General features: G+C 71.9%; 19 protein-coding genes. 8 read left to right on the top strand and 11 right to left on the bottom strand.

The window, feature by feature from the left end; genetic code table 11:
- The first annotated feature begins 7 nt into the window (after positions 1-7).
- Both HCJ94_RS14945 and HCJ94_RS14940 read left to right on the top strand, forming a co-directional pair.
- Positions 8-1,045: an ABC transporter ATP-binding protein gene (locus tag HCJ94_RS14945; RefSeq protein WP_168001619.1), complete on the top strand. Its 1,038-nt coding sequence runs from the start codon at positions 8-10 to the stop codon at positions 1,043-1,045.
- A complete protein-coding gene (locus HCJ94_RS14940; protein WP_168001618.1) occupies positions 1,029-2,060 on the top strand; it encodes an ABC transporter ATP-binding protein in 1,032 nt (343 codons plus the stop codon). Before HCJ94_RS14945 ends, HCJ94_RS14940 begins: the two co-directional genes overlap by 17 nt.
- 64 nt (positions 2,061-2,124) lie before the next feature.
- Here the strand turns inward: HCJ94_RS14940 and purH are convergent, their stop codons facing one another.
- Together purH and purN are read right to left on the bottom strand one after the other, a co-directional pair.
- Entirely contained in the window at positions 2,125-3,693 is a 1,569-nt protein-coding gene (gene purH, locus HCJ94_RS14935) for a bifunctional phosphoribosylaminoimidazolecarboxamide formyltransferase/IMP cyclohydrolase (protein WP_168001617.1), read from the bottom strand.
- Complete coding sequence (gene purN / locus HCJ94_RS14930) at positions 3,690-4,310, bottom strand: phosphoribosylglycinamide formyltransferase (protein WP_168001616.1); 621 nt, start codon at positions 4,308-4,310, stop codon at positions 3,690-3,692. The genes purH and purN overlap by 4 nt, the downstream gene beginning before the upstream one ends.
- A gap of 172 nt (positions 4,311-4,482) precedes the next feature.
- On the opposite strand from purN, the gene HCJ94_RS14925 reads away from it, so the two are divergent.
- Both HCJ94_RS14925 and HCJ94_RS29645 read left to right on the top strand, forming a co-directional pair.
- Positions 4,483-4,773, top strand: coding sequence for a CD225/dispanin family protein (locus tag HCJ94_RS14925; protein WP_168001615.1), 291 nt, complete (start codon positions 4,483-4,485; stop codon positions 4,771-4,773).
- A gap of 18 nt (positions 4,774-4,791) precedes the next feature.
- The gene (locus tag HCJ94_RS29645) at positions 4,792-5,295 is read left to right on the top strand and encodes a DUF4190 domain-containing protein (protein ID WP_205801294.1); all 504 of its coding nucleotides are present in this window, start codon (positions 4,792-4,794) and stop codon (positions 5,293-5,295) included.
- A gap of 158 nt (positions 5,296-5,453) precedes the next feature.
- Here the strand turns inward: HCJ94_RS29645 and HCJ94_RS14915 are convergent, their stop codons facing one another.
- Positions 5,454-6,728: a cell division protein PerM gene (locus tag HCJ94_RS14915; protein WP_168001614.1), complete on the bottom strand. Its 1,275-nt coding sequence runs from the start codon at positions 6,726-6,728 to the stop codon at positions 5,454-5,456.
- A gap of 146 nt (positions 6,729-6,874) precedes the next feature.
- Between HCJ94_RS14915 and HCJ94_RS14910 the strand changes: the two genes are divergently transcribed.
- Positions 6,875-7,138: a DUF4190 domain-containing protein gene (locus HCJ94_RS14910; protein WP_155330334.1), complete on the top strand. Its 264-nt coding sequence runs from the start codon at positions 6,875-6,877 to the stop codon at positions 7,136-7,138.
- Positions 7,139-7,238: 100 nt separating this feature from the next.
- Here HCJ94_RS14910 and sucD read toward each other — a convergent pair whose 3' ends face one another.
- From sucD to icmB, 3 genes are all read right to left on the bottom strand, one after another.
- Positions 7,239-8,126, bottom strand: a complete 888-nt coding sequence (gene sucD / locus HCJ94_RS14905; RefSeq protein WP_168001613.1) for a succinate--CoA ligase subunit alpha — start codon at positions 8,124-8,126, stop codon at positions 7,239-7,241.
- Between the two features lie 3 nt (positions 8,127-8,129).
- Positions 8,130-9,308 carry an ADP-forming succinate--CoA ligase subunit beta gene (gene sucC / locus HCJ94_RS14900; protein WP_168001612.1) on the bottom strand — a complete coding sequence of 393 codons (1,179 nt, stop codon included), beginning with the start codon at positions 9,306-9,308 and terminating at the stop codon, positions 8,130-8,132.
- A 444-nt stretch (positions 9,309-9,752) separates the two neighbouring features.
- On the bottom strand, positions 9,753-10,157 hold the full coding sequence (icmB, locus tag HCJ94_RS14895; RefSeq protein WP_168001611.1) for a coenzyme B12-dependent isobutyryl CoA mutase small subunit: 405 nt from the start codon (positions 10,155-10,157) through the stop codon (positions 9,753-9,755).
- Positions 10,158-10,578: 421 nt separating this feature from the next.
- On the opposite strand from icmB, the gene HCJ94_RS14890 reads away from it, so the two are divergent.
- Both HCJ94_RS14890 and HCJ94_RS14885 read left to right on the top strand, forming a co-directional pair.
- Complete coding sequence (locus HCJ94_RS14890) at positions 10,579-11,286, top strand: M23 family metallopeptidase (protein ID WP_168001610.1); 708 nt, start codon at positions 10,579-10,581, stop codon at positions 11,284-11,286.
- A 274-nt stretch (positions 11,287-11,560) separates the two neighbouring features.
- Positions 11,561-12,319, top strand: a complete 759-nt coding sequence (locus tag HCJ94_RS14885) for a M23 family metallopeptidase (protein WP_168001609.1) — start codon at positions 11,561-11,563, stop codon at positions 12,317-12,319.
- A gap of 147 nt (positions 12,320-12,466) precedes the next feature.
- Here the strand turns inward: HCJ94_RS14885 and pcrA are convergent, their stop codons facing one another.
- Complete coding sequence (pcrA, locus tag HCJ94_RS14880; RefSeq protein ID WP_168001608.1) at positions 12,467-14,860, bottom strand: DNA helicase PcrA; 2,394 nt, start codon at positions 14,858-14,860, stop codon at positions 12,467-12,469.
- 314 nt (positions 14,861-15,174) lie between these two features.
- Here pcrA and HCJ94_RS14875 point away from each other — a divergent pair, with 314 nt between their 5' ends.
- Positions 15,175-15,513, top strand: coding sequence for a chorismate mutase (locus HCJ94_RS14875; protein ID WP_168001607.1), 339 nt, complete (start codon positions 15,175-15,177; stop codon positions 15,511-15,513).
- A 132-nt stretch (positions 15,514-15,645) separates the two neighbouring features.
- Here the strand turns inward: HCJ94_RS14875 and HCJ94_RS14870 are convergent, their stop codons facing one another.
- The 4 genes from HCJ94_RS14870 to HCJ94_RS14855 form a co-directional block, all read right to left on the bottom strand.
- Positions 15,646-16,656 (bottom strand): ABC transporter ATP-binding protein, encoded by a 1,011-nt coding sequence (locus tag HCJ94_RS14870; RefSeq protein WP_168001606.1) that lies wholly within the window; start codon positions 16,654-16,656, stop codon positions 15,646-15,648.
- The gene (locus HCJ94_RS14865; RefSeq protein ID WP_168001605.1) at positions 16,649-17,686 is read right to left on the bottom strand and encodes an ABC transporter ATP-binding protein; all 1,038 of its coding nucleotides are present in this window, start codon (positions 17,684-17,686) and stop codon (positions 16,649-16,651) included. The genes HCJ94_RS14870 and HCJ94_RS14865 overlap by 8 nt, the downstream gene beginning before the upstream one ends.
- Positions 17,687-17,691: 5 nt before the next feature.
- On the bottom strand, positions 17,692-18,633 hold the full coding sequence (locus HCJ94_RS14860; RefSeq protein ID WP_168001604.1) for an ABC transporter permease: 942 nt from the start codon (positions 18,631-18,633) through the stop codon (positions 17,692-17,694).
- Positions 18,634-18,708: 75 nt separating this feature from the next.
- Positions 18,709-19,719, bottom strand: a complete 1,011-nt coding sequence (locus HCJ94_RS14855; protein ID WP_168001603.1) for an ABC transporter permease — start codon at positions 19,717-19,719, stop codon at positions 18,709-18,711.
- Positions 19,720-19,776: the final 57 nt, after the last annotated feature.

Raw genomic sequence — 19,776 nt, 5'->3', positions numbered from 1 at the left:
GGCCCTCATGACCCAGTCCGCTGTCCACCCCACCCCGGCCTCCCCCACCCCGGAGGGCGGTCACCTGCTCGAGGTGCGGGACCTGCACGTCGAGTTCCGCACCACCGAGGGCGTGGCGAAGGTGATCAACGGTGTCTCGTACCACCTGGACGCCGGTGAGACCCTCGCCGTCCTGGGCGAGTCCGGCTCCGGCAAGTCCGTCACCGCGCAGGCGATCATGGGGATCCTCGACACCCCGCCCGCGGTGATCCGCTCCGGCCAGATCCTCTACCGAGGCCGGGACCTGCTCACCCAGCCCGAGGAGCAGCGCCGGCAGGTACGGGGCAAGGAGATCGCGATGATCTTCCAGGACGCCCTGTCCGCGCTGAACCCGACCTTCCCCGTGGGCTGGCAGATCGGCGAGACGCTGCGCCAGCGCGCGGGGATGTCCCGGGGAGACGCCCGCCGCCGGGCGGTCGAGCTGATGGACCTGGTGAAGATCCCGGCCGCGGCCACCCGGCTCGGTGACTACCCGCACCAGTTCTCCGGCGGCATGCGGCAACGCGTCATGATCGCCATGGCGCTGGCGATGAACCCGAAGGTCCTCATCGCCGACGAGCCGACCACGGCGCTGGACGTCACCGTGCAGGCCCAGATCATGGACCTGCTCGCCGACCTGCGCCGCGACCTCGACATGGCGATGATCCTCATCACCCACGACCTCGGCGTGGTCGCCGGCGTCGCCGACCGGATCGCCGTCATGTACGCGGGTCGCATCGTCGAGCACGCCGACGTGCGGTCGCTGTACAAGGCGCCCGCCCACCCGTACACGAAGGGGCTGCTGGAGTCGATCCCGCGGATGGACGTCCGCGGCCAGCAGCTGTCGACGATCCGGGGTCTGCCGCCGAACCTGATGCGGATCCCGTCCGGCTGCCCGTTCCACCCCCGGTGCCCGTACGTCCAGCAGGTCTGCGTGGACGTCGTCCCGCACGACCTGGTCCTCGGCGACGGCCGGACCAGCGCGTGCCACTTCGCGCAGGAGGTCCGTGATGACAGCGCCCGCTAGCCCGACCAAGGTCCGGGGCGAGACGATCCTCGCGGTCGAGAACCTGGTCAAGCACTTCCCGATCACCCGCGGCGTCGTGTTCCAGAAGCAGATCGGCGCGGTCAAGGCGGTCGACGGGGTCAGCTTCGAGCTGCGCCGCGGCGAGACGCTCGGCATCGTCGGCGAATCCGGCTGCGGCAAGTCCACCCTGGCCCGGCTGCTGATGCGACTGGAGAAGCCGACCTCCGGCAAGGCGACGCTGGAGGGCCGGGACCTGTTCAAGGCCTCGGGCGCCGAGCTGCGCCGCCTGCGCCGCAACATGCAGATGGTGCTCCAGGACCCGTACACGTCGCTGAACCCGCGGATGACCGTCGGCGACATCATCGGCGAGCCGTTCGAGATCCACCCGGAGGCGGCGCCGAAGGGCAGCCGGCAGCGGCGGGTGCAGGAACTGCTGGACGTGGTCGGCCTGAACCCCGAGCACATCAACCGGTACCCGCACCAGTTCTCCGGCGGCCAGCGGCAGCGCATCGGCATCGCCCGCGCGCTCGCGCTGCGACCCGAGGTCATCGTCTGCGACGAGCCGGTGTCCGCCCTGGACGTGTCGATCCAGGCCCAGGTGATCAACCTGCTGGAACAGCTCCAGGACGAGCTCGGGCTCTCGTACATCTTCATCGCCCACGACCTGTCGGTGGTGCGGCACATCTCGGACCGGGTCGCGGTGATGTACCTGGGCCGGATCGTGGAGATCGGCACCGAGGACGAGATCTACGAGCGCGCCACCCACCCGTACACCCAGGCGCTGCTGTCGGCGGTGCCGGTGCCCGACCCGGAGCTGCGCGACAGCCAGAAGATGATCCGCCTGGTCGGCGACGTGCCGAGCCCGGCGAACCCGCCGAGCGGCTGCCACTTCCGGACCCGGTGCTGGAAGGCCCAGGAGGTCTGCGCGGTCGAGGACCCGGCCACGGTGCCCCGCGCCGCCGACCCGCACCCGTCGGCCTGCCACTTCGCCGAACTCCGGCCTGCCGCCGCCTGACGCCGCGACAGTGACGGAGGCCCCGTCCCTCGAGAGGGGGCGGGGCCTCCGGCGTCGGGGTCCGTCAGTGGAAGAAGTGGCGGGTGCCCGTCAGGTACATGGTCACGCCGGCCTCCTTGCAGGCCGCGATGGTCTCCTCGTCCCGGATCGAGCCGCCGGGCTGGACGATCGCCCGCACACCCGCGTCGATGAGGATCTTCGGGCCGTCGGCGAACGGGAAGAACGCGTCGGAGGCGCACACCGCCCCGCGCGCCCGCTCGGCGCCGGCCCGGTCGACCGCCAGGCGGGCCGAGTCGACCCGGTTGACCTGGCCCATGCCGACGCCGACGGTCGCGCCGTCCTTGGCGAGGAGGATCGCGTTGCTCTTCACCGCCCGGACCGCCCGCCAGGCGAAGGCGAGGTCGTGCAGGGTCGCCTCGTCGGCCGCCTCGCCGGTGGCCAGCCGCCAGGTCGCCGGGTCGTCGCCCTCGGCGTCGACCCGGTCCCGCATCTGCACCAGAACGCCGCCGGTGATCTGCCGCCACTCGGCCGGCAGCGGGGCGTACGCCGGGGCACGCAGCAGCCGGATGTTCTTCTTGCCCTGGAGGACCTCGACGGCGCCGGGCTCGAAGTCCGGCGCGACGACCACCTCGGTGAAGATCTCCGCCACCTGCCGGGCCAGCTCCACACTGACCGGGCGGTTCACCGCGATCACCCCGCCGAACGCCGAGACCGGGTCGCAGGCGTGCGCCTTGCGGTGCGCCTCGGCGACGTCCGCGCCGACCGCGATTCCGCACGGGTTCGCGTGCTTGATGATCGCCACCGCCGGCTGGTCGGCGAAGTCGTTCGCGGCCCGCCACGCGGCGTCGCCGTCGAGGTAGTTGTTGTACGACATCTCCTTGCCGTGCAGCTGCTCGGCCTGGGCGAGCCCGGCCGGGCTGGACGGGTCGGCGTAGAGGGCGGCCGCCTGGTGCGGGTTCTCGCCGTACCGCAGCACGGCCTGCCGGCGCAGCGCCAGACCGGCGAACTCCGGCCACCAGTTGTCCTCGACGAGCTCCTGCGCGCACCACTCGGCGACGGCCACGTCGTAGTCGGCGATCACCGCGAACGCGCGGGCCGCGAGCGCCTTGCGCTGCGCCAGCGTGAACCCGCCGGCCCGCACGGCCTCCAGCAGCACCGGGTACGCGGCCGGGTCGGTCACCACCGCGACCGAGGCGTGGTTCTTGGCGGCGGCCCGGACCATCGCCGGCCCGCCGATGTCGATCTGCTCGACGCACTCGTCCTGGCTGGCGCCGGAGGCGACGGTGGCCTGGAACGGGTACAGGTTGGACACCAGCAGGTCGATCCCGGCGATGCCGTGCTCGGCGAGCTGCGCGGCGTGCGACTCCTTGCGCAGGTCGGCGAGGAGCCCGCCGTGGATCTTCGGGTGCAGCGTCTTGACCCGGCCGTCGAGAATCTCCGGGAAGCCGGTCACCGACTCCACCGCGGTCACCGGTACGCCCGCACCGGCGATGGCCGCGGCGGTGCTCCCCGTCGAGACGATCTCCACGCCGGCGTCGTGCAACGCCCGGGCCAGCTCGACCAGGCCGGTCTTGTCGTAGACGCTGACCAGCGCCCGCCGGATCGGGCGGCGCTCGTCCTGACTGGAACTCACGGAACCGTGACCTTTCTTCCGGTGATCGTCCAACCTTCGCGGACCAGGCGGCCCACCTGCTCGACGAGCTGGCGCCGCTCGGCTTCCTTGATGCGCTCGGTGAGCGTCTCCACGTCGTCGTCGTCGAGCACCGGCACGGCCACCTGCGCGACGATCGGGCCGGTGTCCATCCCGGCGTCGACGAAGAAGAGGGTGGCCCCGGTGATCTTGACGCCGTAGGCGAGCGCGTCGCGAGGCCCGTGGATGCCGGGGAACGCCGGCAACAGCGTGTTGTGCGTGTTGAGGTAGCGGTCGCCGAACGCGGCGAGGAAGTGCGGGCCGACCAGCTTCAGGAAGCCGGCGGAGATGACCAGGTCCGGCTTGTGCTCGGCCACGCGCGCGGTGAGGGCGGCGTCCCAGTCCTCGCGGGTCGCGTGGTCCTTGACCCGCTCGACGAACGTCGGCACCCCCGCGGCGGCGGCCCGGTCCAGCCCCGCGATGCCGTCCCGGTCGGCGCCGACCGCGACCACCCGGGCCCCGTACGCCGGGTCGGCGGACGCGTCGAGCAGTGCCTGGAGGTTGCTGCCGGAGCCGGAGACGAGGACGACGATGCGGGCGACGGACGCGGGCTCGGTCACCGGACAACCCTATCGGGACGGCGGCGGCGTCCAGCCGCTGGGCGGCGCGCCGGTCACGGACGCCCTGACTGGCACGAACCGGGTACGCTGCCGGTCGCTCTGGCCGGCGTGTGCCCGGCCGTCACGATCCGACGCCCCCGGCGTCGACCCCCCGTTGAGGAGTTACCAGAAGATGCAGCCCGGATACCCGCCCCAGCAGCCGGCCCCCGTCGACAACAACATGACGATGTCGATCGTCTCGATCTTCCTGTTCTGGCCGCTGGCCATCCCCGCCATCATCAACGCCAGCAAGGTCAACCCGCTGCTCCAGCAGGGCGACTACGCGGGCGCCCAGGCCGCCGCCGCCGAGTCGAAGAAGTGGTCCAAGTGGGCGCTCATCGTCGGCATCGTCATCTGGGGCGTCACCATCCTCTGCTGCCTGGCCTCCTTCGCGCTGAGCGGCAGCACCACCAACAGCCTCTGACCGGACGCGGTGACACACATGCAGCCCGGCCCGGATCCGTACGGTCCACGGCCGACGGACCCCACCGCCCCGCCACCGCACGACCCGTACGCGCCGCCGTACGGGTCGGCACCCGGCCAGCCGCACGACCCGTACGGCCCGCCGCCGGCCCAGCCGTACGGCGCACCACCCGCCGCGCCGTACGGCCCGCCGCCCGCCGCGCCGTATCAGGACCCGTACGGCGGGACGCCGATGTACCCGAACGCGGGCTACCCGTTTCCGCAGGGGCAGCAGAACACGCTCGGGCTGATCTCCATGATCCTCGGCATCGCGTCGGTCCCGCTGGTCTGCTGCCACCTCGGCCTGCCGCTGGGCGTCGCCGCGCTGGTGACCGGTTGGCTCGGGAAGCAGAAGGCCGACCGGGGGTTGGCGGGGAACTCGGGTCAGGCCATCGCCGGAATGGTCTGCGGCGCGTTCGGGGCGGTGCTGGGCCTGGCCTGGGGCGCCCTGGCGATCGTCGGGTTCACCCTCTCCGGGCCGTGACCGGCGTACCCGTGACGCCTTCGGCGGGGGCGCCCGGACGATCCGGGCGGCCCCGCCGCCGTCTCGGCGCCGGGGCCGGTCGCACCGGACGGTGACCCGGCCGGCCACCTCGGCGCGTCGGGGCGGACCGGACGGCAGGATCGCCGCGGGCGGCGGCGTCAGGGGCGGGACAGGACCCGGGTGGCGGCGGCGCCGAGCAGCACACCGACGCCGGTCACCACGGTCGCGACGGCCGCCACGTGCCACGGCACCGGGCCGATGTCGGCGAGTCGACCGCCGCCCAGCGGCCCGGCGGAGGCCGCCGCGGCGAGCCCGGTCAGCAGGCCCGCGACGGGCCCGGCGAGCACCGCCGGCCGCAGCAGGGGCGCCCAGGGCAGCGGCGTCTTCTCGTCGGCGGCGGACCGGATCACCCGGCGGGCCAGCAGGCAGCCCGCCACCATCCCGGCCAGGACCGGCACCGCGAGCAGCGCGCCGGCGGGCCCGTCGACGGGCCCGCCGGGAAGCCCGGCCACCAGGGGTACGGCCGGCAGCGCGCCCACCGACACCTCGCTCGTCCGGACGGCGGTGTCGGTGCCGACGGCGAAACCGGGACCGAGCAGGTAACTGGCCGACCAGACGGCGGCGTTCGGTGCGTACGCCAAACTGACCAGCGTGATGCCCGCCTGGCCGGCCACGCCGGTGCGGTACGCCCCGATCAGGTCGGCCGCGTCACCGCCCCCGGTCGCCACCGCCAGGCCCGCCGCACCGGCGCCGCCCCCGAGCAGCAACAGCCCGGCGACCAGGCCGGCCCGAACCCCGTCGCGCAGCGGCAGCGGCGCCCGCTCGGCGAGCAGGTGGGCGACGCCGGTCGTTCGGGCGGCACCGACCAGGGCGGCGAGCGTGCCGACCACGGCCAGGGTCACTCCCGCCCGCACCGGCGACACCCCGGGCCCGCCGGCCGCCACCAGCAGGGCAGCGAGCACGCCGAGCACGGCGTACGCGACGCCGACCGCGCCGGCGGCGACGAGCGCCCGGCGTGGGGAGCGGCTGCCGCGGGCGCCGATCGCGCGGCTCGTGTGCACGCCGGCCCGGGTGAGCCGCCAGACGGCGAGCAACGTCATGGCCAGCGGGGCGAGCCCGAGCGGCCCGGCGTCGGTCGTCAACGGGACACCGTGCCCGAGGAGCCAGCCGGCCAGCCCGGCACGGACCGCGGCCGGCACGGTCGCGGCTCCCTCACTGAGCTGGAAGAGCCAGAGCACCACCGCCACCGGCAGCCAGGAGGTGAACGCGGCACCGGCGGCGGCGACCCCGGCGGCGACGGCGAGCGGCGGCCGGCGGCGGGGCGGCTCGCCCGTGCGCGGCGCGGGGATCCGTCGGGCCGCGCCGGGGCGCCCGGGTGGCCGCGGGCCCACCTCCGTGGGTCGGCTGGGCTGATCGGGGGTGACGAACGACATCGGGTCTACTCTGGCACGCCGCACCGCCGATGGCAGTCCGATACCGCGCCCGGACGGCGGCGAGTTCCGTGATCCACCGTTCCCCACCTCGGATCGGGTCTAGCCTCGGCCACAGGACCGTGATCGCGACGCGGAGGAGGCACGCCGTGAACGCTCCCTATCCACCGCCCCCGCCGCCACCGGCGGGCGGCCGGGACCGGACCACGCTCTGGGGTGTGCTCGGCATCATCACCGGCCTGCTCTGCTGCGGCATCCTGGGGATCGTCTTCGGCTACCTGTCGATCCGCGACGCCCGGCGCTTCGGTCAGTCACCGGTGCTGGGCTGGCTGGCCATAGCCTTCGGCGTGATCAACATCATCGGCAGCGGCATCCTCTGGGCCGGCGGCAACTATCCGCTCTACAACGACTAGGGCCTGTCCTGCCGATCATGTCGAGCCGAGGCCGGGATCCGGAGACGACCGAAGGGGCCGACCGTGAACGGTCGGCCCCTTCGTGACGATCACCGAGGGCTCAGCCCGCGGACATGATCTCCCGCATCAGCTTCGCGGTCTCGGTCGGGGTCTTGCCGACCTTGACGCCGACCGCCTCCAGCGCCGCCTTCTTGGCGTCGGCCGTGCCGGCCGAGCCGGAGATGATGGCGCCCGCGTGACCCATGGTCTTGCCGGGCGGCGCGGTGAAGCCGGCGATGTAGCCGACCACCGGCTTGGTCACGTTCGCCTTGATGAACTCAGCGGCCCGCTCCTCGGCGTCGCCACCGATCTCACCGATCATGACGATCGCGTCGGTCTCCGGGTCGGCCTCGAACGCGGCCAGCGCGTCGATGTGGGTGGTGCCGATGATCGGGTCACCGCCGATGCCGACGCAGGTGGAGAAGCCGATGTCGCGCAGCTCGTACATCATCTGGTAGGTCAGCGTGCCGCTCTTGCTGACCAGGCCGATCCGGCCGGTGCCGGTGATGTCGGCCGGGATGATGCCGGCGTTGGAGGCGCCCGGCGAGGCGATGCCGGGGCAGTTCGGGCCGATGATGCGGGTCCGCTCCCCCTGCGCCACGTTGTACGCCCAGAAGGCGGCGGTGTCGTGCACCGGCACGCCCTCGGTGATCACCACGGCCAGCGGGATGGCGGCGTCGATCGCCTCGATCACCGCGCCCTTGGTGAACTGCGGCGGCACGAAGATGACCGTCACGTCGGCGCCGGTCTCCTTCATGGCGTCCGCGACGTTCGCGAAGACCGGCAGCTCGGTGCCGCCGAAGTCGACGGTGGTGCCCGCCTTGCGCGGGTTCACGCCACCGACGACGTTGGTGCCCGCGGCCAGCATCCGCCGGGTGTGCTTGGAACCCTCGGAACCGGTCATCCCCTGAACGATGACCTTCGAGTCCTTGGTCAGCCAGATCGCCATGTGTCAGACCCCCGCAGCGGCCAGCTCGGCGGCCCGCTCGGCCGCGCCGTCCATCGTGTCGACCCGCTGCACGAGCGGGTTGTTCGCGCCGTCGAGGATCGCCCGACCGGCCTCGGCGTTGTTGCCGTCGAGGCGGACGACCAGCGGCTTGGTGACCTTCTCGCCACGCTGCTCGAGCAGGGCCAGCGCCTGCACGATGCCGTTGGCGACCTCGTCGCAGGCGGTGATGCCGCCGAAGACGTTGACGAAGACGCTCCTGACCGACGGGTCGGACAGCACGATCTCCAGGCCGTTCGCCATCACGGCCGCGCTCGCGCCGCCGCCGATGTCGAGGAAGTTGGCCGGCTTGACGCCGCCGTGCCGCTCACCGGCGTACGCGACCACGTCGAGGGTCGACATGACCAGACCCGCGCCGTTGCCGATGATGCCGACCTCGCCGTCGAGCTTGACGTAGTTGAGGTCCTTCTCCTTGGCGGCCTGCTCCAGCGGGTCCACCGCGGCCTGGTCGACCAGCGCCTCGTGGTCGGGGTGCCGGAAGGCGGCGTTCTCGTCCAGGGTCACCTTGGCGTCGAGCAGCAGCAGCTTGCCCTCGCCGGTCTTGGCCAGCGGGTTCACCTCGACGAGGGTCGCGTCCTCGGCGACGAAGGCCTTCCACAGGCCCACGGCGACCTCGACGACCTGGTCGGCGACCTCGGCCGGGAACCCGGCCGCGGTGACGATCTCCCGCGCCGTGGCCTCGTCGACGCCGGTGTTCGCGTCGATCGGGGCCTTGACGACCTTCTCCGGGGTCTCGGCGGCGACCTGCTCGATGTCCATGCCGCCGGCGACGCTGGCGATGCAGAGGAAGGTGCGGTTCGCCCGGTCCAGCAGGTAGGAGAAGTAGTACTCCTCGGCCACGTCCGCGGTCACGGTGATCATGACCTTGTGGACGGTGTGCCCCTTGATGTCCATGCCGAGGATGTCGGTGGCCCGGGCCACCGTCTCCTCCGCGCCCTCGGCCAGCTTCACACCGCCGGCCTTGCCGCGGCCGCCGACCTTCACCTGCGCCTTGACGACCACCCGACCGCCGAGGCGTTCGGCGATCGCGCGGGCCTCCTCCGGGGTCGTGGCGACGCCGCCGGCGAGCACGGGCAACCCGTGCCGCTCGAACAGGTCCCGCCCCTGGTACTCGTACAGGTCCACGATTGCGCGTCCCGTCCCGTCTCCGCGGCGCGCCGTCGCGCCGCCACCAGCGATATGGAAAACAGTTTGACGCCTGTCATCAGTTGAAGCAGGCCATTGGGCGCAGCCTAGCGAGGTCGACACCGCTGGCAACCGAGCGGGTGCGCGGTGTGCGGTAATGCACAACCGCCCCGCCGCAACCCGCCGGTCACCCCCGCGTCAGCCTTCTGGGCGATGTTGTCGGGGGTGCGTAACCCCTCCGGAGGGGCGTCGTTGAGTCAGGTGTCGGAGCGCTGGTTCGGCGCGACGACGGGAGACGGCCGATGCCCTGTCGGTCGAGGGGTGGCGGCGGGGCATCGTGCATAGAGGGGCCGGACGTGTGAGGGGTGCGTCCGGCCCCTCCCCCTGTCCGGGTACGGCCGCGGGCCGACGGTCTCCGCCGGCCCGGCGCGGAGTCGATGCGCCTCAGCTGACGGGCTGCGCCACGTTCTGCCGGACCCACTCCACGATCGACTGGGTGGTCGCCCCCGGCGTGAAGATCTTGGCGACTCCGAGCTTCTCCAGCTCCGGGATGTCGGCGTCCGGGATGATGCCGCCGCCGAACACGACGATGTCCCGCGCGTCCCGCTCGCCGAGCAGCTCCAGCACCCGACGGAAGAGCGTCATGTGGGCCCCGGAGAGAACGGAGAGCCCGACGGCGTCGGCGTCCTCCTGGATCGCGGTCTCGACGATCTGCTCGGGGGTCTGGTGCAGCCCGGTGTAGATGACCTCCATACCGGCGTCCCGAAGGGCACGCGCGACGACCTTGGCGCCACGGTCGTGGCCGTCCAGGCCCGGCTTGGCGACGACGACCCGAACACGAGAGCTCATCTGCGCATCCCTTTCACCGGCTCCGCGGCTTTACCTGAACGAACGGTAACCCGACCGGGCCGGGCCCGGAAATCCGGGCCGCATCACATCGGGCGGACGACGGACACCGGTGCGTGGCCGGGCAGTGACAGACAGGGCCTCGGTCGTCAAGCGGGACGACTCCGCCGATCGGTCACGGTGCGCGACGAACGGTCGGTATCGGGGCACGTTCACCGGGTCACGAGGTGCCACAATCAGGGACGCAATCGGACAGATCGCAACACCAATTCGGCGATGCGGCTTGTGACGGGCGTGGCGGTTGGCTAACGTGTCCACGGTTGTCATCAGGTCCATGGACGGGTGGCGACGCGGTCAGCGGAGGTTCAGCAGAGCTTCACGAACGCCCCGGGCCGCTTCGGTACCCCGACAACGGAGGGTGTGCGTGCGCCAGCGCCTGTCGTCTGAGCCCGATCGATATCGCGGTCGCCGCCGCGTACCCACCCCGCCGCGGAGCCGCTACGCCGCAGTCGTCACCACCGCTTTCGTCGGTGCCGGCGGAGTCGCGCTCCTCGCGGGCGCCCTGCCGGACGCCAAGAGCGTCAGCCCGTCGGTCCTCGACGAGCTGAAGGCCGCGTCCACGCTGAGCCAGGACGCCGCCGACCGCGCCGACGCCGCCGCCCGGGCCGACCGCTCCACCCGCGGCGGCGCCGAGGCCGAGCCCGAGGTCTGGCTGCTCCCCCTCCAGGGTTACGACTTCAACTCCCCGTACGGGGTGCGCTGGGGCAAGCTGCACACCGGCGTCGACCTGGTCGCCCCCGAGGGCACCCCCTACGTCGCCATCCACGACGGCACGGTCGAGAAGGCCGGCTGGTTCGGCGGGTACGGCTACACGGTGATCGTCCGCCACGCCGACGGCAGCGAGGCCATCTACGGCCACTCCTCCGCGGTGACGGTCAAGGAGGGCCAGCAGGTCAAGGCGGGCGACCAGCTCGGCCTGGTCGGCAACACCGGCCACTCCTACGGCTCCCACCTGCATCTGGAGATCCATGTCAAGGGCGAGCCGCTCGACCCGGTGCCCTGGCTCAAGGAGCGCGGAGTGGACATCAAGCTCCAGGTGGAGGCAATCTACAACGAGGTGGCCGCGTCCTGACGCTGCGTCACGCCCGATGACCGCCCGGATCGCTCGATCCGGGCGGTTTTTCCTTGGGCGTCCCGACCTGAAAGTGTCTCCGGTCACGTGGCGTGATGTGACCAAGGGCACGGCCGGCCATGATCACTTTTGCCGGCATTCCGGACGTCGACGGACATAGGGTCGCCGACTACATCGGACCCGACCGCAACTCCCCCGATCCCCTTACCCGGCCTGATCTGGACCGACACCAGTATTTCGAGGTCACGTGTCCCTCGATCAGTGAAGGTCCGTAGTGCAGGACGACAGCTTCAACCCGACCGAGAACATCGCCCCCGCCCGGCATCGCAGGCGGGCCAGCACCCGTACCCGCGTGCTGGTGACCACGGCGGCCGCGGTGGCCGGGCTCGGCCTCGGGGGCGTCGCGGTCGCCGCCACCGGCAACGACGACGCCACCGTGCCGGCCGCCGCCGCGATCGACGCGCAGGCCCGCGCCGACGCCGCCGCCCGGGCCGACCGCTCCACCCGCGAGTCGGCCAGCCCCACCCGGGCGAGCCCGACCCCCGGCCCGTCCACCAGCCCCTCCCCGAAGGCCACCGCCAAGCCGAAGGTGACGGCGAAGCCGACGCCGACGAGGACCACCAAGCCGAAGCCGACGTGGGTGATCCCCATGAAGGGCGCGGAGATCACCTCCTGCTACGGCCCCCGCTGGGGAGTCCTCCACGCCGGCATCGACTTCGCCATGCCGGCCGGCACGCCGGTCCGCGCCGTGTACCGCGGCACCGTGGAGAAGGCCGGCGACGCCGGCGACGGCTACGGCATCTCCGTCGTGGTCAACCACGGCAACGGCTACCTCACCCACTACGCCCACCTCAGCACCGCGAAGGTGAACGTCGGCGACACGGTCGGCGCCGGGGAGACCATCGGCCTGGAGGGCTCCACCGGCGACTCCACCGGTCCGCACCTGCACTTCGAGGTGCACAAGGGCCAGATGTGGAACCAGATCGACCCGGCGCCGTTCCTGCGCGCCCGGGGCATCGACGTGGCCTGCTGACGGCCACGGCACGAGGAGGGGCCCGGCCCGGCGCTCAGCCGGACCGGGCCCCGCGGCGTTGCCGGCCCGGCCCGGGGCGCTCGTGGCGGGACCGCCTGGGCGACCTCGTACCTGCGGCCCCGGCCTCCCGGACCGGCCCCGACCGACTCAGAGCTTGTCGATCGGGGCGTGCCGCAGGACCAGCCACATCGTCTGGTCGCCGAAGTCGATCTGCGCCCGCGCCCCCGGACCGTGCCCCTCCACGGCGAGCACCCGGCCCAGCCCGTACCGCTGGTGGTTGACCCGGTCCCCGACCGCCACCTTGGGCGCCTGGGGCAGCTCGCTGGCCGTGGCCAGCCGGCTGCCGTCCACGCCGAGGCGCCGCGCGAGCTGCGCCGCCTTCGGCGTACCCCCGGTGAAGCCGCCACGGCCGCGGTCCGGTCGGTCCGCGCGGCCGCCCACGCCCCCGCCACCGCCGGCCCACGACGTGTACGAGCCCTCGGTGCGCTCCCAGCGCACCAGCTCCGTGGGAAGCTCCTCCAGGAACCGGGACGGCGGATTGTAGGCCGGCTGCCCCCACGCCGAGCGGGTCACCGCCCGGGACAGGTAGAGGCGCTGGCGGGCCCGGGTGATGCCCACGTACGCGAGGCGCCGCTCCTCCTCCAGCTCCCGCGTGTCGCCGAGCGCGCGCAGGTGGGGGAAGACGCCGTCCTCCAGGCCGGTCAGGAACACCACCGGGAACTCCAGGCCCTTGGCGGTGTGCAGCGTCATGAGGGTGACCACGCCCTGGTGCTCGGGGTCGTCGCTGGGGACCTGGTCGGCGTCGGCGACCAGCGCGACCTGCTCCAGGAAGCCGGCGACCGTGGCCCGCTCCCCCTCGGCGCCGAGCGCCTCGACGCGCTCCGTGTACTCCCGGGCGACGCTGACCAGCTCCTGGAGGTTGTCGACCCGGCCGGCGTCCTGCGGGTCGAGGCTCTCCTCCAGCTCGGTCAGGTAGCCCGAGCGGGTCAGCAGCGCCTCCAGCACCTCCTCGGGCGTCCCCGTCTCGGCCAGCTCCCGGGCGCCGTCGAGCAGCGCGACGAACTCGGCGATGCCGTTGGCGGCCCGGGTGGAGATGCCCGGCGCGTCCTTGGCCCGGCGCAGGGCCGCGCCGAAGGAGATCCGGTCCCGGCCGGAGAGCGCCTCGACGCACGCCTCGGCCCGCTCCCCGATGCCCCGGCGCGGCGTGTTCAGGATCCGGCGGAGGCTGACCGTGTCGTCGTCGTTGACCACCGCACGCAGGTACGCCAGGGCGTCGCGGACCTCCTTGCGCTCGTAGAAGCGCACCCCGCCGACCACCTTGTACGGCAGGCCGACGCGGATGAACACCTCCTCGAAGACGCGGGACTGGGCGTTGGTGCGGTAGAACACCGCCACGTCCCCCGGGCGGGTGCCCCCGTCGTCGACGAGCCGGTCGATCTCCCGGGCCACCCAGTCCGCCTCGGCGTGCTCGGTGTCGGCGACGTAGCCCACGATCGGGTCACCGGACCCGGCGTCGCTCCACAACCGCTTCGGCTTGCGGGAGGTGTTGCGGTCGATCACGGCGTTGGCCGCGTTGAGGATGGTCTGGGTGGAGCGGTAGTTCTGCTCCAGCAGGATCGTCCGGGCGTCGCTGAAGTCGCGCTCGAACTCCAGGATGTTGCGGATCGTCGCGCCCCGGAACGCGTAGATCGACTGGTCGGCGTCGCCCACCACGCACAGCTCGGCCGGGTCGAGCCCCTCGGTGCCGGAGACCAGCTCCTTGATCAGCACGTACTGGGCGTGGTTGGTGTCCTGGTACTCGTCGACCAGCACGTGCCGGAACCGGCGGCGGTAGGTCTCCGCGACGTGCGGGTGCGACTGGAGCAGGTGCACCGTCGTCATGATCAGATCGTCGAAGTCGAGCGCGTGCGCCTCCCGCAGCCGCCGCTGGTAGAGCGTGTACGCCTCGGCGAGCGCCCGCTCGTTGGGGCCCTTGGCCCGGGCGGCGAACGCCTCCGGGTCGACCAGCTCGTTCTTCAGGTTGGACACCTGGGCCGCCAGGCCGCGTGCCGGGTAGCGCTTCGGGTCGAGATCCAGCTCGCGGGCGACGAGCTGCATCAGCCGGCGGGAGTCGTCCGCGTCGTAGATCGAGAACGTGGACTTGAGGCCGGCGTGCTCGTGCTCGGCCCGCAGGATGCGGACGCAGGCGGAATGGAACGTCGACACCCACATCAGCCGGGCGCGCGGGCCCACCAGCGCGGCCACCCGGTCCTTCATCTCGCCGGCGGCCTTGTTGGTGAAGGTGATCGCGATGATCTGGCCGGGGTGCACGTCCCGCGCCGCCAGCAGGTACGCGATCCGGTGGGTCAGCACCCGGGTCTTGCCCGAGCCGGCGCCGGCCACGATGAGCAGCGGCGACCCGGCGTGGGCGACCGCGTCCCGCTGGGGGCCGTTCAGCCCGTCGAGGAGCTGCTGCGGGTCGAGGCGCACAGCGGCGGACCGGCGCGGCGGGGCAGGCGCGGGCGCGGGCGGGGACACGGGGATGTCGAAGAGAGGATGCATCGCACGGCGAGTCTATGCCGCCGCCCCGACGAAACCCGCCACGCACGCCTGGGGTGTAAGGAAGGGCCCCTTCGCCACGCATCCGGTCGTGGAAGGGCCCCTTGTTGACAGCTTTCCTTGCGCCGGCCGCAGCGCCCACGGCATACTCGACGGCGTGTTCGGTCAGCGCTTCTACTTTTACTACGGCTCCGGGAGTCCGGCAGCCGTAGGTCGCGCCTGATCAACCAGACCTACGAAAGCCCCGGGCTCCGAGAGCCCGGGGCTTTTCCGTCCCGGGATCCGGGCACCGGGCCCGACATCCGGAGGGTACGGCGATGATGACAGACGTGGCGGAGCAGAACGGGAGCCGGGCCGAAGCGGGCGGGGCCGGCGGATCCGTCGATCCCCGCACCGGCACCCAGGAGCCGATGGCGGCGGCCCGGATCGCGGAGATCCGCCAGCGCATCGACGAGATCGACCAGGCGCTGATCGAGCTCTGGCAGGAGCGGGCCCAGCTCTCCCAGCAGGTCGGCGCCACCCGGATGGCCTCCGGCGGCACCCGCCTGGTGCTCTCCCGCGAGCAGGAGATCCTGGAGCGGTTCCGGTCGGCGCTCGGCGCGGACGGCACCCAGTTCGCCCTGCTGCTGCTCCGGGCCGGCCGCGGCCCGCTCTGAGCCTCTCTCGTCGAGGGGGGGAGACGAGGACCGGGGCGCCGGCCGTGGTGCGGCCGACGCCCCGGATCACTGAGGAGGCACTACCTTCACCGCCGGCCCGGTCAGGGTGGTCGGGCGACGGCGTCTGCAGGGCTACTCGACCGCGTGCACCACGTCGCGGACCTCGGCGAAGTGGCAGGCGCTCGGGTGCGCCGACTTCTCCCGCACCGCCAGGGCCGGTTCCTGCTGGGCGCAGATGTCCTGGGCCTTCCAGCAACGGGTCCGGAACCGGCAGCCCGACGGCGGGTTCGCCGGCGACGGGACGTCGCCGGTGAGGACGATCTGGTCCCGCAGGCCGCGCAGCTTCGGGTCCGGCACCGGCACCGCCGAGAGCAGCGCCTGGGTGTACGGGTGGGTGGGGTTCTCGTAGATCTGGTCCTCGGTGCCGATCTCGACGACCTTGCCGAGGTACATCACCGCGACCCGGTCGGCGATGTGCCGGACCACGGACAGGTCGCGGGCGATGAAGATGTACGACAGACCCAGCTCGTTCTGGAGCTTCTCCAGCAGGTTGATCACCTGCGCCTGGATCGACACGTCCAAGGCGGAGACCGGCTCGTCGCAGAGGATGATCTCCGGGTTGAGCGCGAGCGCCCGGGCGATGCCGATGCGCTGGCGCTGGCCGCCGGAGAACTGGTGCGGGTACCGGTTGATGTGGTCGGGGTTGAGGCCGACCAGCTCCAGCAGCTCCTGCACCCGCGCCCGCCGCTTCGACTTCGGCAGCACGTCGGGGTGCACCTCGAAGGGCTCACCGACGATGTCGCCGACGGTCATCCGCGGGTTGAGCGACGTGTACGGGTCCTGCATGACGAGCTGGATGTTGCGCCGGCCACGACGCCGCTCGGCGGCGCCCACCTTCGACATGTTCTTGCCTTGGACGAACAGGTCACCGGAGGTCGGGGTCTCCAGGCCCACCAGCATCCGGGCCAGCGTCGACTTGCCGCAGCCGGACTCGCCCACGACGCCGAGGGTCTCGCCCCGGCGCAGCTGCAGGTTGATCCCGTCGACCGCGCGGACCGCGCCGATCTGCTTCTTGAAGACGACACCCCGGGTCAGCGGGAAGTGCTTCACCAGGTCGCGGGTCTCCAGCACGATGTCAGACATCGCCCTTGACCTCCTTCCAGAAGTGGCAGGCGGCGGTCCGGACCGGCGACACCTGGTACAGCGGCGGCGCCGGGTCCTGACGGCAGACGTCCTGCGCGTAGCGGCACCGCGGGTTGAACGCGCATCCCTTGGGGATGTTCGTCAGCGCCGGCGGCAGCCCCTTGATGGCGGAGAGCTCCTGGCCCTTGAGGTCCAGCCGCGGGATCGACTCGAGCAGGCCCTTGGTGTACGGGTGGGCCGGGCTCGCGTAGATGTCGTCGACCGGCGCCTCCTCGATGACCCGACCGGCGTACATCACGGAGATCCGGTCGGCCACGTCGGCCACCACGCCCATGTCGTGCGTGATCAGCACCAGGCTCATGTTCCGCTCGCGCTGGAGCTCGGCGAGCAGCGACATGATCTGCGCCTGCACGGTCACGTCGAGGGCGGTGGTCGGCTCGTCGGCGATCAGCACCTCGGGGTCGAGCGCGAGCGCCATGGCGATCATGACGCGCTGGCGCATGCCACCGGAGAACTGGTGCGGGTAGTCGTTCACCCGCTGCTTCGCCGCCGGGATCTTCACCAGGTCGAGCAGCTCGACCGCGCGCGCCTTGCCGTCCTTGCGGGACATGCCGCGGTGCTTGCGGAACAGCTCACCGAGCTGGAACCCGACGGTGAAGACCGGGTTCAGCGCGGACAGGGCGTCCTGGAAGATCATGGCGATCCGGTTGGCCCGGACCTTGCGCCGCTGCGCCTCGGGCAGCTTGAGCAGGTCCACACCGCGGTACAGGATCTCGCCACCGGTGATGAAGCCGGGCGGGCTGTCCAGGATGCCCATGATCGCCTGGGCGGTGACGCTCTTGCCGCAGCCGGACTCGCCGAGGATGGCCCGGGTCTCGCCCGGCCGCAGGTCGAAGCTCACGCCGTTGACCGCGTGGGCGATGCCGTTGCGGGTGCGGAACTCGACGTGCAGGTCCTTGACCTGGAGCGGCATGGCGTTCGGGTCGAGGCCGGGCAGGGCGTCCAGCTTGACGTTCACATCAGTGCTCATGGGACTCACCGGAACTTCGGGTCGAGGGCGTCACGCAGGGCGTCACCCATGAGGATGAAGGACAGCACCGTGCCGACCAGCAGACCACAGGGGAAGAGCAGCAGCCACGGGTCCTCCAGGAAGTAGACCTGGTGGTCGGAGATCATGATGCCCCACGACTCCTCCGGCGGCTGGAGGCCGACACCGAGGAAGGTCAGCGTGGCCTCCGCGGCGACGAACGCGCCGAGCACGATGGTCGCGTACACGAGCATCGGGGCGATCGCGTTCGGCAGGATGTGCCGCCACATGATCCGGCCGTTGCTGGCGCCCACCGCCTTGGCCGCGTGCACGTAGTCCAGGTCCTTCGAGGAGATGACGCTACCCCGGATGATCCGCGCGATCGTCGGCCAGCTCAGCAGGAACAGCACCAGGGCGATGGTCAGGATGTTCTGCCGCTTGATCACGGTGAGGAACACGATCGCGCCGAGCAGGAACGGCAACGAGAAGAAGATGTCCATCAGCCGGGAGATGATCGTGTCGACCCAGCCGCCGTAGTAGCCGGCGAGCAGGCCGAGCGCGCCGCCGACGACCACGATCGCGCCGGTGGCCATGATCGCGATCACGATCGACGGGCGAGCCCCGTAGATGGCGTGCGAGTAGTAGTCGCAGCCCAGGATGTTGAAGCCGAACGGGTGGTCCCCGCTCGGGGCGAGGCGCGACCGGTCGGTGCTGCAGTTGCGCGGGTCCTGGCTGGTCCACAGCGTCGGGAACGCCGCCATGGAACCGACGACGAGGACGTAGACGAAGGCGAGCATGAAGACCGGGTCGCGGACCAGCTGCCGTCGGGCGTCCGCCCACAGGCTCGCGCTGCGCTCCTTGCCGCCGGTGGCCGGCGCATCCGGCACCGGGCCCTCGGCGCCCACCGGTGCGCCGCCGATGGCGGTGCCCGCGCTCGTCAGGTCGCTCATGTCCACACCTCGTTTCGCTTCGCCCTGCCAGGGACGGTCGGGGTCGCCGGCCGCCGCACGCTGACCATGGTGCCGTCACTCATAGCGGATCCTCGGGTCGAGGACGGCGTACAGGATGTCGACCAGCAGGTTGGCGACCAGCACGACCAGGACGAGCATCGTCACCACGCCGATGACGACGGAGGACTCGCCGGTCCGTGCGGAGAGGGTCACCAGCCGGCCGATGCCGGGCACGTTGAAGATGGTCTCGGTGACCACCGCGCCGGCCATGGCGGCACCGATGTCGACGCCGAGGAAGGTGATGACCGGGATCAGCGAGTTGCGCAGCGTGTGCACGCCGATGACCCGCTTGTTGGCCAGGCCCTTGGCCCGCGCGGTGCGGACGTAGTCGGCCCGGATGTTCTCCATGATGCTGGTCCGGGTGAGCCGCGCCGTGGTGGCCAGGGACACCGCACCCAGCACCATGCCGGGGATGATCAGGCTGGCGAAGGGGTAGTCGGGCTTGAAGCCCGGGCTGAACATGCCGTTCGAGATGACCTCGGGGATCCAGGCCTGGTCCCGCAGGACGTTGCCGAACTTGACCCCGACGAACTCCCGCACCACGACGCCGAGCACGAAGATCGGCACCGAGATCACGAAGACCGTGCTGATCTTGACCAGGTTGTCGGCGAAGCTGCCGCCCCGCAGACCGGCCCACACACCCGCGGCGATACCGACGACCGCCTCGAAGACCATCGCGATCACCAGCAGCTTCAGCGTGAACGGGATGGCGTCGGCCACCAGTTCGGTGACCTCACGCTGGCGCAGGTTGATGCCGAAGTCGAAGCGGAGGAAGACGTCGGCCACCCGGTCGAAGAACAGCCCGAAGCAGGGGTTGCCCCGCTGGTCCAGGCAGGGGTCGGCGTAGCCGAGCCGCTCGGTGACCGCCTCGAGCAGAGCCGGCGGCGGGGTCCGGTCGCCGAAGAGGGCGCGGACCGGGTTCCCGCTGAACTGGATAGCCAGCGAGGTCATGTAGTGGAGCAGGAACATGGTGCCCAGCACGGTGGGGATGAACTGGAGCAACCGTCGTATGACGTAGCGCCCCATGTCGGGGTCTCCTCTCGGCGCTGACGTGGCGGCAACGATCGCCCTGGTGGGGTGATC

It is taken from the genome of Micromonospora thermarum, assembly GCF_012034245.1.
Classification (GTDB): Bacteria; Actinomycetota; Actinomycetes; order Mycobacteriales; family Micromonosporaceae; genus Micromonospora; species Micromonospora thermarum.
This window is presented reverse-complemented; position numbering and strand designations above follow the sequence as displayed.